Source organism: Burkholderia sp. JP2-270, assembly GCF_003233675.1.
Taxonomy (GTDB): Bacteria; Pseudomonadota; Gammaproteobacteria; order Burkholderiales; family Burkholderiaceae; genus Burkholderia; species Burkholderia pyrrocinia_C.
In genome coordinates this window covers 466,772-481,699 of record NZ_CP029826.1, presented here as the reverse complement: position 1 = coordinate 481,699, position 14,928 = coordinate 466,772, and the positions used below count along the sequence as shown (strand labels likewise).

At 68.4% G+C, this 14,928-nt stretch carries 14 protein-coding genes; 12 read left to right on the top strand and 2 right to left on the bottom strand.

Annotated features, from left to right (window positions below; translation table 11 throughout):
- Positions 1–22: 22 nt before the first annotated feature.
- The gene (locus DM992_RS34825; protein ID WP_111020809.1) at positions 23–1,420 is read left to right on the top strand and encodes an aspartate aminotransferase family protein; all 1,398 of its coding nucleotides are present in this window, start codon (positions 23–25) and stop codon (positions 1,418–1,420) included.
- A gap of 29 nt (positions 1,421–1,449) precedes the next feature.
- Complete coding sequence (locus DM992_RS34820; protein ID WP_111020808.1) at positions 1,450–2,889, top strand: aldehyde dehydrogenase family protein; 1,440 nt, start codon at positions 1,450–1,452, stop codon at positions 2,887–2,889.
- Positions 2,890–2,908: 19 nt separating this feature from the next.
- Here DM992_RS34820 and DM992_RS34815 read toward each other — a convergent pair whose 3' ends face one another.
- The gene (locus DM992_RS34815) at positions 2,909–3,763 is read right to left on the bottom strand and encodes an FCD domain-containing protein (protein ID WP_111020807.1); all 855 of its coding nucleotides are present in this window, start codon (positions 3,761–3,763) and stop codon (positions 2,909–2,911) included.
- A 229-nt stretch (positions 3,764–3,992) separates the two neighbouring features.
- Between DM992_RS34815 and DM992_RS34810 the strand changes: the two genes are divergently transcribed.
- From DM992_RS34810 to DM992_RS34775, 8 genes are all read left to right on the top strand, one after another.
- The gene (locus tag DM992_RS34810; protein ID WP_111020806.1) at positions 3,993–5,201 is read left to right on the top strand and encodes an ABC transporter substrate-binding protein; all 1,209 of its coding nucleotides are present in this window, start codon (positions 3,993–3,995) and stop codon (positions 5,199–5,201) included.
- Between the two features lie 69 nt (positions 5,202–5,270).
- Entirely contained in the window at positions 5,271–6,131 is an 861-nt protein-coding gene (locus DM992_RS34805; RefSeq protein ID WP_072440443.1) for a branched-chain amino acid ABC transporter permease, read from the top strand.
- Positions 6,128–7,171: a branched-chain amino acid ABC transporter permease gene (locus DM992_RS34800; protein ID WP_111020805.1), complete on the top strand. Its 1,044-nt coding sequence runs from the start codon at positions 6,128–6,130 to the stop codon at positions 7,169–7,171. The genes DM992_RS34805 and DM992_RS34800 overlap by 4 nt, the downstream gene beginning before the upstream one ends.
- Positions 7,168–7,935, top strand: coding sequence for an ABC transporter ATP-binding protein (locus DM992_RS34795; protein WP_072440446.1), 768 nt, complete (start codon positions 7,168–7,170; stop codon positions 7,933–7,935). Before DM992_RS34800 ends, DM992_RS34795 begins: the two co-directional genes overlap by 4 nt.
- A complete protein-coding gene (locus DM992_RS34790) occupies positions 7,932–8,633 on the top strand; it encodes an ABC transporter ATP-binding protein (protein WP_111020804.1) in 702 nt (233 codons plus the stop codon). The genes DM992_RS34795 and DM992_RS34790 overlap by 4 nt, the downstream gene beginning before the upstream one ends.
- A gap of 34 nt (positions 8,634–8,667) precedes the next feature.
- A complete protein-coding gene (locus DM992_RS34785) occupies positions 8,668–9,957 on the top strand; it encodes a Zn-dependent hydrolase (protein ID WP_111020803.1) in 1,290 nt (429 codons plus the stop codon).
- The gene (locus tag DM992_RS34780) at positions 9,954–11,462 is read left to right on the top strand and encodes a M81 family metallopeptidase (RefSeq protein ID WP_111020802.1); all 1,509 of its coding nucleotides are present in this window, start codon (positions 9,954–9,956) and stop codon (positions 11,460–11,462) included. The genes DM992_RS34785 and DM992_RS34780 overlap by 4 nt, the downstream gene beginning before the upstream one ends.
- A 122-nt stretch (positions 11,463–11,584) precedes the next feature.
- Positions 11,585–12,772 carry a beta-propeller fold lactonase family protein gene (locus DM992_RS34775; protein ID WP_111020801.1) on the top strand — a complete coding sequence of 396 codons (1,188 nt, stop codon included), beginning with the start codon at positions 11,585–11,587 and terminating at the stop codon, positions 12,770–12,772.
- A 212-nt stretch (positions 12,773–12,984) separates the two neighbouring features.
- On the opposite strand, the gene DM992_RS43445 is transcribed toward DM992_RS34775, so the two are convergent.
- Positions 12,985–13,119, bottom strand: coding sequence for a hypothetical protein (locus DM992_RS43445; RefSeq protein ID WP_006405345.1), 135 nt, complete (start codon positions 13,117–13,119; stop codon positions 12,985–12,987).
- A gap of 401 nt (positions 13,120–13,520) precedes the next feature.
- On the opposite strand from DM992_RS43445, the gene DM992_RS34760 reads away from it, so the two are divergent.
- Together DM992_RS34760 and DM992_RS34755 are read left to right on the top strand one after the other, a co-directional pair.
- On the top strand, positions 13,521–14,006 hold the full coding sequence (locus DM992_RS34760; RefSeq protein ID WP_111020800.1) for a hypothetical protein: 486 nt from the start codon (positions 13,521–13,523) through the stop codon (positions 14,004–14,006).
- 89 nt (positions 14,007–14,095) lie between these two features.
- A complete protein-coding gene (locus DM992_RS34755; protein WP_111020799.1) occupies positions 14,096–14,908 on the top strand; it encodes an alpha/beta hydrolase in 813 nt (270 codons plus the stop codon).
- The last annotated feature ends 20 nt before the right edge of the window (positions 14,909–14,928 follow it).

Sequence of the window (14,928 nt, the reverse complement as noted above, 5' to 3'; positions counted from 1 at the left end):
AACCCTGAAGGAGGAGTGACCCATGAACGCCGTTGACGTCAATCTCGATGCGGACTTGCAGGCGCTCGGCAAGCGCCACCTGCTGATGCACTTCACGCATGCCGATGCGTATCGCGACAACGCGCTGACCGTGTTCGACCGCGGCGAAGGCTGCTGGCTCGTCGACCGCAACGGCAAGCGCTACTTCGATGCGTTGGCCGGGCTGTACTGCGTGCAGGTCGGCTATAGCCACGGCGCGGAGATCGGCGACGCGATCCGCGAGCAGTTGGTGCGGCTGCCGTTCGCAACCAACTGGGGTTATGGCCACGAACCGGCGATCCGGCTTGCGCACAAGCTCGCGGCGCTCGCGCCGGACGGCTTGAACCGCGTGTTCTTCACGTCGAGCGGGTCGGAGTCGAACGAATCGGCGATCAAGCTGGTGCGCCAGTATCACCAGTCGCGCGGCGAGCCGCAGCGGCGCAAGTTCATCGCGCGGCGCGTCGCGTATCACGGCACGTCTTTCGGTGCGCTCGCGCTGAACGGGATGACGAACTTCCGCAAGCATTTCGAGCCGCTGATGTCGGGCGTGCGGCATGTGGGCAACACGAAGCGCTACGGCCGCCCGGCGGGCGAGACGGAAGCGCAGTTCACGCGCCACCTGCTCGACGAGATCGAATCGCTGATCGTGCAGGAAGGGCCGGACACGGTCGCCGCGATCGTCGTCGAGCCGCTGCAGAACGCGGGCGGCAGCCTGACGCCGCCTGCCGGCTATGCGGCCGGGCTGCGCGACATCTGCGACCGGCACGGCGTGCTGCTCGTCGCGGATGAAGTGATCTGCGGGTTCGGCCGGCTCGGCGAATATTTCGGGTCGGCGCGCTACGGTCTGAAGCCGGACATCATCACGTTCGCGAAAGGCATTGCGTCGGGATACGTGCCGCTCGGCGGTGTGATCGCGAGCGACGCGGTCGTCGACACGGTGCTCGACGGCCCGCAGCAGATGTTCCTGCATGGCGCGACGTACGGCGGCCATCCGGTCGCATGTACGGCCGCGCTCGCGAACCTCGCGATCATGGAGCGCGAAGGTGTGCTTGCGAACGTCCGCGACAACGAAGCGGTGTTCCGCCGGACGCTCGACGGCCTGCTCGAATTGCCGTGCGTCGGCGACGTGCGCGGCGACGGCTACCACTACTCGCTCGAACTCGTGACCGACAAGGCCGCGCGCCGCTGGGCGGCCGGCATCAGCGCGCAGGCGTTCGTGTCGACGCTGCTCGCGCCGGCGATCTTCGACGCGGGGCTGCTGTGCCGCGCGGGCGTCGATCACGAAGGCACGCCGATCGTGCAGTTCTCGCCGCCGCTCGTGATGTCGCGCGACGAGATCGTGTGGTTCGTCGCGCAGATCCGCGACATCGTCGTCGACGCCTATGCGCGTGCGATGCGTTGAGCCGGCATCCGTCACAACAGGAGCATTCGATGCGAACGTCACAACAGTCCTACATCGGCGGCCAGTGGCTCGATCCGGCCGATGCGCAGTCGATCGACGTGATCGACCCGGCCACCGCGCGGCCGTATGCGCAACTCAGGATCGGCGGCGCGGCCGACGTCGACCGCGCGGTCGGTGCGGCGAAGCAGGCTTTCGACACGTACTCGCGCTGGTCCGTGGACGAGCGCGTCGCGCTGCTGCAGCGCGTGCTCGACATCTATCGGCGCCGCTACGAAGAGGTCGCGCAAACGATCAGCCAGGAGATGGGCGCGCCGATCGCATTCGCGCGCGCGATGCAGGCCGCGGTCGGCACCGCGCATCTCGAACAGACGATCCGCGCGCTGCAGTCGTTCCGCTTCAGCACGCAGACCGATTCGCTGCTGGTGTCGCACGAGCCGATCGGTGTGTGCGCGCTGATCACGCCGTGGAACTGGCCGATCAACCAGATCGTGTGCAAGGTCGCGCCGGCGCTCGCGGCCGGCTGCACGATGGTGCTCAAGCCGAGCGAGATCGCGCCGTTCAGCGCGATCCTGTTTGCCGAAATTTTGCACGAAGCCGGTGTGCCGCCCGGCGTGTTCAACCTCGTGCACGGCTACGGGCATGAAGCGGGCGATGCGCTGTCGCGTCACCCGGACGTCGACATGGTGTCGTTCACGGGTTCGACGCGCGCGGGCGTCGAGGTCGCGAAGGCGGCCGCCGATACCGTGAAGCGCGTGCACCAGGAGCTCGGCAGCAAGAGCCCGAACCTGATCCTGCCCGACGCCGATATCGACGATGCGGTCACGCGCGGCGTGCGCAGCTGTTTCAGCAACAGCGGCCAATCGTGCAATGCGCCGACGCGCATGCTCGTACATGTCGATCATCTGGCGCTGGCCGAGCAGGTCGCGCGCCGCGAGGCGGAACGCACCGTCGTCGGCGATCCGCGTGCGCCGGAAACGGGCATCGGGCCGGTGGTCAGCCGCACGCAGTTCGACCGCATCCAGCGTTTCATCCGGCTCGGGATCGAGGAGGGCGCGACGCTCGTTGCCGGCGGCCCGGGGCGGCCGGACGGGCTCGGCGACGGCTTCTACGTGCGGCCGACGGTGTTCTCGAACGTCACGCCGCGCATGACGATTGCGACCGAGGAAATCTTCGGGCCGGTGCTGTCGATCATGACCTACCGGACCGAGGACGAGGCCGTCGCACTCGCAAACGATTCGGTGTACGGGCTCGCGGCCTACGTGCAGTCGAAGGATCTCGAACGCGCGCGCCGGATTGCGGCGCGGCTGCGTGTCGGCAACGTCCACATCAACTATCCGGCGTGGAACCCGGCCGCGCCGTTCGGCGGCTACAAGCGCTCGGGCAACGGGCGCGAGTATGCGGAGTTCGGTCTCGCCGAATATCTGGAGACGAAGGGCACGACGGGGTACACGGAAGGCTGCGCGCGATGAAGGCTGCGTTTGCCGACGATCAGCCCTCTTCGGGATCCGTCGCGGCCGCATCGGATCCCGCAACGGGAGCGGCGGCCCGCCTGCGAATCTCGGAATCGAGGATCAGGCGCCCGCGCAGCTTGCCTTTCATCCGCTTCACATGCTTGGGCGCCTCGGTCATGTGCTCGACCATCAGCGCACGGACACGCTCGGCATCGCGCTCGCGTGCGGCCTGCAGGATCGCCTTGTGGATCGATACGTTCGCTTCGCCGAAGCGCTTGTGCTCGACGAGCGGCGTATCGTTCCGGAACTCGATCAACTGCCGGATCATCTCGTTGATCAGCTCGCAGCTGAATCGCAGGAAGGGGTTCGGGTTCGCGGCCGCGAGGATGTCGTGGAACGTCGTGTCCTCCTGGCGCTGGCGCAGCATGTGGCCGCGGTCGTGCACGCCCGACGCGCCGTCGCAACACGCGATGTTCGACTCCAGCGCCGCGAAGTCGCGCTCGCTCAGGTGCGGCACGGCGCCCGCCGCCAGCTCGGGTTCGAGCAGCTGGCGCACCGTATAGATGTCGTCGATCGTCACGTCCTTGAAGAACAGGTAGTTCTGCAGGAGCTGCAGCGTGCGGTCGAGCGGCACCTCGACGACCATCCCGCCGCCCGACGGCCCCGTCGTGACCTTGATGAGCCCCTGCACCTCGAGCGACTTCAACGCCTCGCGGATCGTGCTCTTGCTGACTGCATAGAGCTGCTGCAGCTCGGCTTCGCGCGGCAGGCGGTCGCCCGGCTTCAGGTCCTTCTCGGTGATCAGCCGCTTGATCTCCTCGGCGACGAGGTCGGCCCGCTTCGGCTGCTTGATTTCGACCGCGAGGCCCGCCCTGGCTCGGTCCATGACCATCTTCAAGACTCCTTTGTCTGACTGCGCGCCGCGTCATCGTCGACGATCCGTTCCGGCGCGGGGTACGGAATTTTGCCTGATTGACACCAATTTTGATCAACTCTAGCATCAGGTTCATTCTATTTATCATGATAAATAGGATCAACCGGCGGCGCGCATCCTGCAGGGCGTGGGCACGGTTTGGCAGTCGGTCGCATCGCGTGTGTCCCCCTTTATCAGGAGCGTCAACTTGAATCGCCGAGAACTGTTGAAACTGGCCGCACTGTCGGCCGTGCCGGGCGCGCTCGGCAGCATGTCGTCCCGTGCCGCGTTCGCGCAGGGTTCGCCCATCCAGCTTGCGTGCCCGGTGCCGATGTCGGGGCCGTTCGCCGCCAACGGCAAGTACGCCGATCTCGGCATGCAGCTCGTCGTCAAGCAATACGGCAAGGTGCTCGGCGCACCGCTTGCCTATACGGCGCTCGACACCGAGGGCAAGCCCGCGACCGCCGTGCGGCGCGTGCAGGAGATCGCGCAGCAGAAGGGCGTGCGCTTCTTCGCGGGCGGCATCCTGTCGTCCGAATCTCTGGCGATGGGCAAGGAAGTCCAGAAGGCGGACGGCGTGTTCATCACGACGGCCGGCGCGGACGAAATCACCGGCAAGGATTGCAACGCCGCGACGTTCCGCTGGTCGGTGCCGACCTTCGGCGCGATCGAGCAGACGGTGCGCCCGTTGATCCAGATGCTGCCGAAGGCGAAGCGCTGGTACACGATCACGCCGCAATACGTGTTCGGCGACGGCCTGCTGTCGGCCGCGAAAGCGATCTTCAAGGAGAAGGGCATCGAGCATGTCGGCAACAGCTACCACTCGCTCGCCGAGAAGGAGTTCAGCGGCTACCTGACGAACGCGGCGGCCGCGCAGCCGGATGTGCTGCTGATCCTGAACTTCGGCTCGCAGTCGTCGGACACGCTGCGTCAGGCCGTCAGCTTCGGGATGAAGCGCAACTGCACGATCCTGCTCGCGTGGGCATCGGGCCTCGAGCAGTTCGAGGCGCTCGGGCCCGACATCTGCGACGGCGTGTATTTCGGCGCGCAGTACTGGCACGGCATCGATTCGCCGCTGAACCGCGACCTGGTGAAGCGCACGAACGCCGTGTTCAAGGCGAATCCGAACTACAGCCTCGCGGGTTCGTACATCTGCTCGAAGATCCTGATCGACGCGATGGTGAAGGCCGGCAGCGCCGATCCGAAGAAGGTCGTCGCGGCGATGGAGGGCATGAAGTACGACGGCCTCACGGGCCCGGAGGAAATCCGCAAGGCCGACCACCAGGTGCTGAAGAACTACTACCTGCTGAAGGGCAAGCCGAAGGGCCGGATGAAGAGTGCGGACGACTATGCGGACATCGTCAGCTCGGGCCAGTCGTTCCTGCCGGTCGACAAGACGGGCTGCAAGCTCGCGTGACGCCGTGCATGCGCCCGCGGCCATCGTGCGCCGCGGACGTCCGTTACCTTCCTTTCCGACACGGAAGCCATGAACGTCTATCTGCTGCAGATCGTCAACGGCATCGGCGTGGGCATGCTGTATTTCCTGCTCGCCGTCGGCCTGTCGATCGTATTCGGCCTGCTGCGCTTCGTGAATTTCGCTCACGGCGCGTTCTACCTGCTCGGTGCGTATCTCTGCTACCAGGCGCTGCAATGGTCGGCGAATTTCTGGGTCGCGCTCGCGGTCGTGCCGCTCGTCGTCGGCGCGTTCGCATGGGGCGTCGAAAAGCTCGTGCTGCGTCATGTGTACGCGCAGCAGCATGAATTCCACATCCTGGCGACGGTCGGGCTCGCGCTCGTGCTGCAGGAGTGCGCGATCCTCGCATGGGGTCCGCTCGGCGACAACGTGCCGCCGCCCGACGCGCTGAACGGCGTCGTGATCTGGGGCGGCTTCGTCTACCCGAAATACCGGCTGTTCGTGATCGCATTCACGGCCGTGCTCGCCGCATTGCTGTGGTGGGTGCTCGAGGGCACGCGGCTCGGCAGCACGGTGCGCGCGGGCAGCGAATCGACGGAGATGGTGTCGCTGCTCGGCATCAACGTGACGCGCGTGTTCAGCCTCGTGTTCGCGCTCGGCGCGGCGACGGCGGCGCTTGCGGGCGTGCTCGCCGCGCCGATCCGCGGCGTCGATCCGTTCATGGGCATCGAGGCGCTCGGCGTCGCGTTCGTCGTGGTCGTCGTCGGCGGGATGGGGAATTTTCTCGGCGCGCTCGTCGGCGGGCTGCTGGTCGGCATCGTGCAGAGCCTGATGAGCACGCTGTGGCCGGAAGGCGCGCGATTGATGATCTACGTCGCGATGGCGGCCGTGCTGCTGCTGCGTCCGAACGGATTGCTGGGGAGGGCCGCATGATCGAATCGTCGAAACCGCTGCCGCCGGGGGCGGCGGCCTCGCAACGCCCGCAGCCGTGGCGCGGCGTGCTGCAGCGGCCGGAAGGCTGGCTTGCGGTGGTCGTCGTGTGCGTGCTGCCGGTCGTGCTGAGTTCGGGCTCGCTCGCCACCGAAGTGCTGGTGTTCGCGCTCGCCGCGCTCGGCTGCAACCTGCTGCTCGGCTACACGGGGCTGCTGTCGTTCGGGCAGGGCATCTTCTTCGGGCTCGGCAGCTATGCGGCGGGGCTCGTGCTGACGCGCGGCGTCGCGTCGGTGAGCGTCGCGCTGTTGTCGGCCGCCGCGCTCGGCGCCGTCGCGGCGGCGCTCGTCGGCTGGTTCTCGATCCGGCAGCGCGGCACCTACTTCGTGATGCTGACGCTCGCGTTCGGGCAGCTGTTCTACTTTCTCGCCTATACGACGCCGGACGTCACGGGCGGCGACAACGGGCTGCTCGACATCCCGCGCCCCGCGCTCGCCGCGTTCGGGCATCCGCTCGTCCCGCTCGACTCGCCGTGGCGCTACTACGGCTTCGTCGCGGTGCTGTTCGTCGCGGTGTTCTGGCTACTGCTGCGCGTGTCGCGCTCGGTGTTCGGCCGTACGCTGCTCGCGATCCGCGACAACGAGGCGCGTGCGGCGGCGGCCGGCTACGACGTGAAGCGCTTCAAGCTCGCGGCGTTCGTGGTCTCGGGTGCGGTCACGGGCCTCGCGGGTGCGCTGCACGCGTTGATGACGGGCATCGCGCCGCTGTCGAACATCGACTATCACACGAGCGAGATGATCCTCGTGATGACGGTGATCGGAGGCACCGGAAACCTGTTCGCGTCGGTGCTCGGCGCGGCGTTCTACGTGCTGTTCGCGGACTGGCTGTCGACGCTGTGGCCGCGCTGGCTGCTGCTGCTCGGCCTCGTGCTGATCGCGGTCAGCCTGTTCATGCAGCGCGGGTTGTGGGGGCTGGGCGAACGCGTCGCGGCGACGCTGCGGCGCACCGAAGGCACGGCGGCTGATGCCAGGGAGCAGCAATGAGCGAAGCGATTCTCGAGGCGCGCGGCGTCGTCAAGCGCTACGGCAAGTTCACGGCGCTGGGCGGCGTCGACCTGCGGATCATGCCGCGCACCGTGCATTCGGTGATCGGCCCGAACGGTGCGGGCAAGACGACGCTGTTCCATACGCTGACGGGCACGCTGCCGATCACGTCGGGCTCGATCCTGTTCGACGGTCACGACGTGTCGCGCGAACCCGATCACAAGCGCGTGCGGCGCGGCATCGCACGCTCGTTCCAGGTGACGAGCCTGTTTCCGAACCTGAGCGTGCGCGAGAACCTGCGGGTTGCCGCACAGGGCGTCGAATCGCGGCGCGCGCTGAATCCGTGGACGCCGCCGCGCGGTGCGCTCGCGCACGACGGCATCGTCGACGACGTGCTCGAGCGGCTCGGCCTGCAGCGCTTCGCCGACACGGCGGCCGGCGTGCTGTCGCACGGCCAGCAGCGCCGGCTCGAGGTCGGGATGGCGCTGGCGGCGCGGCCGCGCGCGATCTTTCTCGACGAGCCGACGTCGGGCATGGGGATCGACGATCTCGACGACATGAAGGCGCTGATCCGCGGCCTGCGCGACGACTATACGGTCGTGCTGATCGAACACAACATGGGAATCGTGATGGACATCTCGGACACGATCACGGTGATGCAGCAGGGCCGCGTGCTGGTCGAGGGCAAACCCGACGCGATTCGCGGCGACGAGCGCGTGCGCAGTGCGTATCTCGGCAACATGATCACGGGAGGCCGCGCATGATGCTCGACGTGAAGGAGGTCCATGCCAGCTACGGCAAGAGCCACGTCCTGCAAGGTATTTCGCTGAACGTGAACGAAGGCGAGACGGTGACGCTGCTCGGCCGCAACGGCGCGGGCAAGTCGACGACGCTCAAGACGATCGCGGGCGTCGTCGCGCCGACCGGCGGCGCGGTGACGTTCTCGGGCCGGCCGATCGCCGGGCAGCCCGCGCACCGGATCGCCGCGAGCGGCCTGTGTTTCGTGCCCGAGCATCGCGGGATTTTCCGGCTGCTGTCGGTCGAGGAAAACCTGCGGCTCGGCGCGCGTCGCGATTCGCCGTGGCAGCTCGACGACATCTACCGGATCTTTCCGCGCCTGAAGGAGCGCCGCCGCAACGGCGGCGCGCAGCTGTCGGGCGGCGAGCAGCAGATGCTCGCGATCGGCCGCGCGCTGATGAACCACCCGCGGCTGCTGATGCTCGACGAGCCGGTCGAGGGGCTCGCACCGGTGATCGTCGAGGAGATCGTCGAGCAGTTGAAGCGGATCAAGGCGGCCGGCGTCGCGATCCTGCTCGTCGAACAGAACCTCGAAGTGTGCACGCAGCTCGCGGACCGCCACTTCGTGATCGAACAGGGCGTGATCGTCTACGAAGGCAGCAACGCGGCATTCGCCGCCGATCACGAGGTGAAGGACCGTTACCTGGGCGTCGGCGTCGCGTAAGCGCCGTGCCCTTTCATTGCGAGGAATTCCATCGATGCAAGTTCAGGATTCGACATCGGGCGTCGCGGCGTCCGGCTTGCGCGTCGACGGCGCGCGGCTGTGGGACAGCCTGATGCGTCTCGCGCGGATCGGCGCGACCGACAAAGGGGGCGTGTGCCGACTCGCGCTCACCGAACTCGATCGCGACGCGCGCAACCTGTTCGTCGCATGGGCGAAGGAAACCGGCTGCACGGTGCGTGTCGACGCGATCGGCAACATCTTCGCGCGGCGCGCGGGCGAACGCGACGACCTGCCGCCCGTGACGACGGGCAGCCATATCGACACGCAGCCGACCGGCGGCAAGTTCGACGGCAACTACGGCGTGCTCGCGGGCCTCGAAGTGCTGCGCACACTCGACGATGCGGGCGTGCGCACGCGTGCGCCGCTCGAGGTCGCCGTCTGGACCAACGAGGAAGGCTCGCGCTTCGTGCCCGTGATGATGGGCTCCGGCGTATTCGCGGGCGCGTTCACGCTCGACCATGCGCTCGCGCAGTGCGACCGCGACGGCGTGTCGGTGCGCGACGCGCTGGTCGCGATCGGTTATGCGGGCGATGCGGACGATGGGCGCGACGCGCATCCGGTCGGCGCGTATTTCGAAGCGCATATCGAGCAGGGGCCGGTGCTGGAGGCGCACGATACGACGATCGGCGTGGTCGAGGGCGCGCTCGGGCAGCGCTGGTATGACGTGACCGTGCACGGGATGGAGGCGCACGCGGGCCCGACGCCGATGGAGCTGCGGCGCGACGCGCTGCTGGTTGCGGCCGATCTCGTGCGTGCGGTGAACGGCATCGCGCGCACGCATCCGCCTCACGGACGCGGCACGGTCGGCTGGGTCGACGTGCACCCGAATTCGCGCAACGTGATTCCGGGCCGCGTGACGCTGACCGTCGACCTGCGCGCGGCCGACGACGCGACGCTGGCGGCGATGGATGCGGAGCTGCGCGCGACGTGCGCCGACCTGGGCGCATCGGCCGGCATGCGGATCGACGTCGAGCAGGTCGTGTACTTTCCGCCGCAGCCGTTCGACGCGACGCTGGTCGAGCAGGTTCGGGCCGGCGCGAGCGCGCTCGGGCTGTCGTCGATGAACGTGATCAGCGGCGCGGGCCACGACGCCGTGTATCTCGCGCGCGTCGCGCCGACCGCGATGATCTTCGTGCCGTGCAAGGACGGGATCAGCCACAACGAGATCGAGGACGCCGATCCGGTGCATCTGGAAGCCGGCTGCAACGTGCTGCTGCAGGCGATGCTGGGCGCTGCCGGGATCGCGGAAGGTGGCACGCGATGAAGATCCTGATCGCCCGGATGAACCACGAGACCAACACGTTCTCGCCGGTGCCGACGCCGCTTGCCGCGTTCGGCCGCAACGGCCCCGACTGGGGCGACGACGCGTATCGCGCGAACCACGGGATGCGCACCGCGATGGCCGCGTTCATCGATGCGGCCGCGCGTGAAGGCGCTGAAATCGTGACGCCCGTGTCGGCGGCCGCGAACCCGAGCGGGCCTGTTGCGGCCGATGCGTATGCGGCGATCTGCGACGCGGTCGTCGCGGCCGCGCCCGGCTGCGATGCGGTGATGCTCGACCTGCACGGCGCGATGGTCGCCGAGCAGAGCGCGGACGGCGAGGGCGACCTGCTCGCGCGCGTGCGCGCGGCGCTGCCCGACGCGCCGATCGCGGTCGCGCTCGACCTGCACGCGAACGTCACGCAGAAGATGATCGACCACGCGGACGTGATGGTCAGTTTCAAGACCTATCCGCATGTCGACATGTACGAGACGGGCGAGCATGCGGCGCGCGTGCTGCTCGACCGGCTTCACGGTCGCGCACGGCCGGTGCTTGCGTGGCGGCAACCGCCGCTGATGACGTCGACGCTGCGCAGCGCGAGCGCCGAAGGCGCGATGCGGCGCGCGGTGGAGGCCGCGCGCGCGGCCGAGGCAGAGGTCGGCGGCGTGCTCGCCGTGTCGGTGCTTTCGGGTTTCTCGCTCGCGGATATTCCCGCGCCTTGCATCAGCGTCGTCGTGGTCGGCGACGGCGACCGCGCGGCGGCCGATGCCGTTGCCGAACGTATCGCGCGGCAGATCTGGGACGCACGCGACGAATTCGTCTATCGCAGCGCGCCGCTCGCGGAGTCGGTCGCGCAGGCTGCGGCGCTCGCTCGCGGCGCTGACCGCCCGGTGCTGATGCTCGATCACGGCGACAACTGCATGTCGGGCGGCCCGTGCGACACGATGGACCTGCTCGAGGAAGCGCTCGCGCAGGGGCTCGACGGCATCGTCAGCGGGCCGTTGTGCGACCCGGAGGCCGTCGCGGCACTGATCGATGCGGGTGTCGGCGCGACCGTCACGGTGCCGGTCGGCAACCGGCTGCCGTCGCACGGCGGCGTGCGGCGCGAGCCGTTTCGCGCGACCGGCGTCGTGCGCGCGATTACCGACGGCGAATACGTGATCACGGGGCCGACATACACGGGCCAGCGCGCGTACATGGGCCGCACGGCCGTGCTCGACATCGGCGCGGCGACGCTCGTCGTCACCGAGCGCACGCAGGAGCCGTGGGATCTCGGCGTGTTCGAGAGCGTCGGCGTCGATCCGCGCCGTGCGCGCTTCCTGCTGCTGAAATCGCGGATGTATTGCCGGCCGGTGTTCGTGCCGATCGCGGCCGCGCTGGTCGAATGCGACAGCCGCGGCGTGACGGGCTCGGACTACGGGCTGTTTCGCTACGAGCGGCTTGCGCGGCCCGTGTATCCGCTCGATGACGTCGATCGGTGGGGGCCGGGCGCGTCACCGGCTGCCTGACGGAGCGGGGCGCGAGACGCCGGATTTGCACGCTTTCGGGCATCATGCGATGGCAGCGGCCCGTCGAGCAGCAGGGTCGTGCAATCCATTGCGTCCGCAACCGATCCGGAGAACCGACCGCCATGCATTCGAATCCCTTCCGCCTGCGCAGCGCGCGCCTGCTCGCCGCGCTGACCCTTGCCACGACGGCCGTCGCCGCGCACGCCGCCGACTGGATCGTGTCCGGCAACGACGGCAAGTACCAGCGCGTCGAGGGCCGCGACACCTTCCTTGCTTCGCCGCCCGCCGACACGCTGACGCTGCTCGACGCCAGCACGTTCCCGCCGAAAGTCGCATTGCAGGTCGACGTCGAGAACGGCATCCAGGGGCCGCCGCAGGCCGTCGCGATCACGCCCGACGCGAAGCTCGCGCTCGTCGGCGCGCCGACGCGCTACGACGCGGCCGCGAAGCAGCTCGTGTTCGACACGTTCCTGCAGGTCGTGAATCTCGACGCCGCACCGCCCGCGATCACGCGCATCGAGCTCGGCACGCATCCGCAAGGCATTGCGATCGACCGGTCGGGCCGGCTCGCGCTCGTCGCGAACGTCGACGGCAGCGTATCGATCCTGCGCATCGACGGCACGCACGTGACGCTCGACGGCAACCTGAAGATCGGCAAGAAGCGGCTCGCGGGGATCAGCTTCACGCACGACGGCAAGCATGCGCTCGTGTCGCTGCGCGACGAGCAGGGCGTCGCGGTGCTGAACGTCGACGACGGCAAGGTGACCGACAGCGGCACGCGCCTGAGCACGGGCGTCGCGCCTTACACGATCGACGTGTCGAGCGACAACCGCTGGGCGGTCGTCAGCAACGTCGGGCTCGCGGGGCTGCCGGGCTATGCGGGCACGCTCGCGGGCGACGCCGATACGGTCGCGCTGATCGATGTGTCGCGCGTGCCGTTCCGCACGGTTCAGTACCTGACGGTGCCGTCGCTGCCGGAAGGCGTCGCGATTTCGCCGAACGGGAAATGGATCGCCGTGCAGGCGATGGACGGCTCGAACCTGACGCCCGACAATCCGGGCCGCCACAAGCTCGGCAAGGTACTGCTGTTCGAGATCCGCGACGGGCAGGCCGTGAAGACCAGCGAATTGCCCGGCGGCGAAGCCGCGCAGGGCATCGTGTTTACCGCCGACAGCCGGCACGTGATCGTGCAGTTCAACGTCGAACGGCAACTGGCGCTCTATGCGGTGGAAGGCGGCAAGCTGCGCGATACGGGCAAGCGTATCGCATTGACCGGCGGGCCGTCTTCGCTGAGGACGTTGCCGCGCTGACGCGCGAGGCGCCGGTTCGTTCATCTCCCTGCGTTCACGTGGCGCCCGGATTTTCCGGGCGCCTGTCGATGCGCGTCCCGCTTCGACGCCGCTGCAACGCAGCCAGCGGCGGGTCGCACGATCGAAGGCGACGTGCAGCTCCGGGCTGAACGAGCCGAATTCAAGCCCGTGATGTGGCGCGAGCAGCGTGAGCGCCGTCGCCGCGATGCGCGTTACGGCCGCAGCAGATCGAACCCGCCGAATACGACGACACCGCTGAGCGCAATCATCGCAACGGAATGCTGGCCGAAGTAGAGAATCGCGGCGGCAAGCCACGTCGTGATGCAGAAGGCGCCGATGCGGGCCATCGTGTGTTCCTCGAATGCGTAATGTAGTGAGCGCCGCACGGCGTTTGCCGCTCGACCCGGCGAGCGGTGCACGAAGGCGGACGAAGAGGGCGACCCGCGAAGCCGCGACGGCGGCCCGGCACGCGTCGTGTGCCGCGCCCGGAAGGGCGGGAGCCGAACCCGGCGGCGTTGCACGACCGTGCCCGCAGGCCGTCGACGCGCGGATCCGCCCGGCGAAGCGGCAATTTTACCAGCGCCGTTTCGCTATCAATCTGGCCCTTTCGCGACCTGAGTGCCGCGATCTGCCGCAGAATCCGTCCGACCCCGATACTCAAGTTTCGTGTGACGAATGTCGTAAACGAGTTGGAAGGCATATCACGCCGCCCCCTCACGATTTGTTTACCGACACACGGACCGACACGATGCAGATCGATTTCTCCACGACCGCGCGAGCCCCGCTGGCGGACGGCAGCGTTACCGCAAACAGCCCGGGCGCATCGGCCACGACGACCGCACCTGCTGCGACGTCATCCGCCGACGGTGCAACGGATACCGCGGGCACCACCGGAACGACGAGCACCACCGGCGCGGGTGGCACGAAGGGTTCGACCGGCGGCACCGGCGAAACGCCCGGCGCATCGGCCGCATCGTCGGAGAACCCCGCGGTCAGCCAACTGAAGGCGCTGATCGAGCGGCTGCAGAAGCAGCTCGCAACGCTCGAGCGGCAGATGGCGAGCGCGGCCCAGCGCGCGAAGGACGACCCGGCCGCGGCGGTCGAACAGCAGTCGCTGAGCGCGGAAGCCAGCGCGATCTCGGCGGCATTGGCGACGGCGATCTCGCAACTCGCGGCGGCGATCGAGAAGTCGGGCGGCTCGTCGACGGGCGGGCTGGTGTCGACGCAGGCCTGACGGTTTCCGGCTGCGCGCGGCCGTCAATGCCGCGTCGGCCGCACGCATTACAATCGCAATCTCGTCTCCCTCGAAAGGACGGCAGAACGATGCATGCGGAACTCGACGACGACGAACTCGTCCGCTTCGATGCGCACGGCGGCACGCCGCTGCCGGCGGCCGATGCGGAAGGATGGCTGGAACACGACGGCGCGCGCATCTGGCACGCGTCGTTCGGACACGGGCCGCCGGTCGTGCTGCTGCACGGCGGCCTCGGCCACGGCGGCAACTGGGGCAACCAGGTGCCGGCGCTGCTCGCGGCCGGCTACCGCGCGATCCTGATCGACAGCCGCGGCCACGGCCGCAGTACGCGCGACGACCAACCATATTCCTATGAACGCATGGCGTCGGACGTGCTTGCCGTCCTGGACGCGCTGCACGTCGACCGCGCGCGCTTCGTCGGCTGGAGCGACGGCGCATGCACCGCGCTCGTGCTGGCGGCCCGCGCGCCGGAGCGCGCGGCCGGCGTGTTCTTCTTCGCGTGCAACATGGACCCGGGCGGCACGAAGGAAATGGTGCCGAGCCCGCTGATCGACCGCTGCTTCGCGCGGCACCGGAAGGACTACGCGCAACTGTCCGCAACGCCGGACCAGTTCGACGCATTCGTCGCGGCCGTCAGCGAAATGATGCGCACGCAACCGAATTACGGCGCACAGGATCTCGCGGCGATCGCGGTGCCGGTGACGATCGTGCAGGGCGAGCACGACGAATTCATCCGGCCCGAGCACGCGGCGTATCTGGCGCATACGATTCCGGGCGCGACGCTGACGATCCTGCCCGGCGTGAGCCACTTTGCACCGCTGCAGCGGCCCGCGCGATTCAACGCGGCGATGCTGGCCTTCCTCGACCGGCTGCCGGGCTGACCGTTCGCACGGCCCGCGCG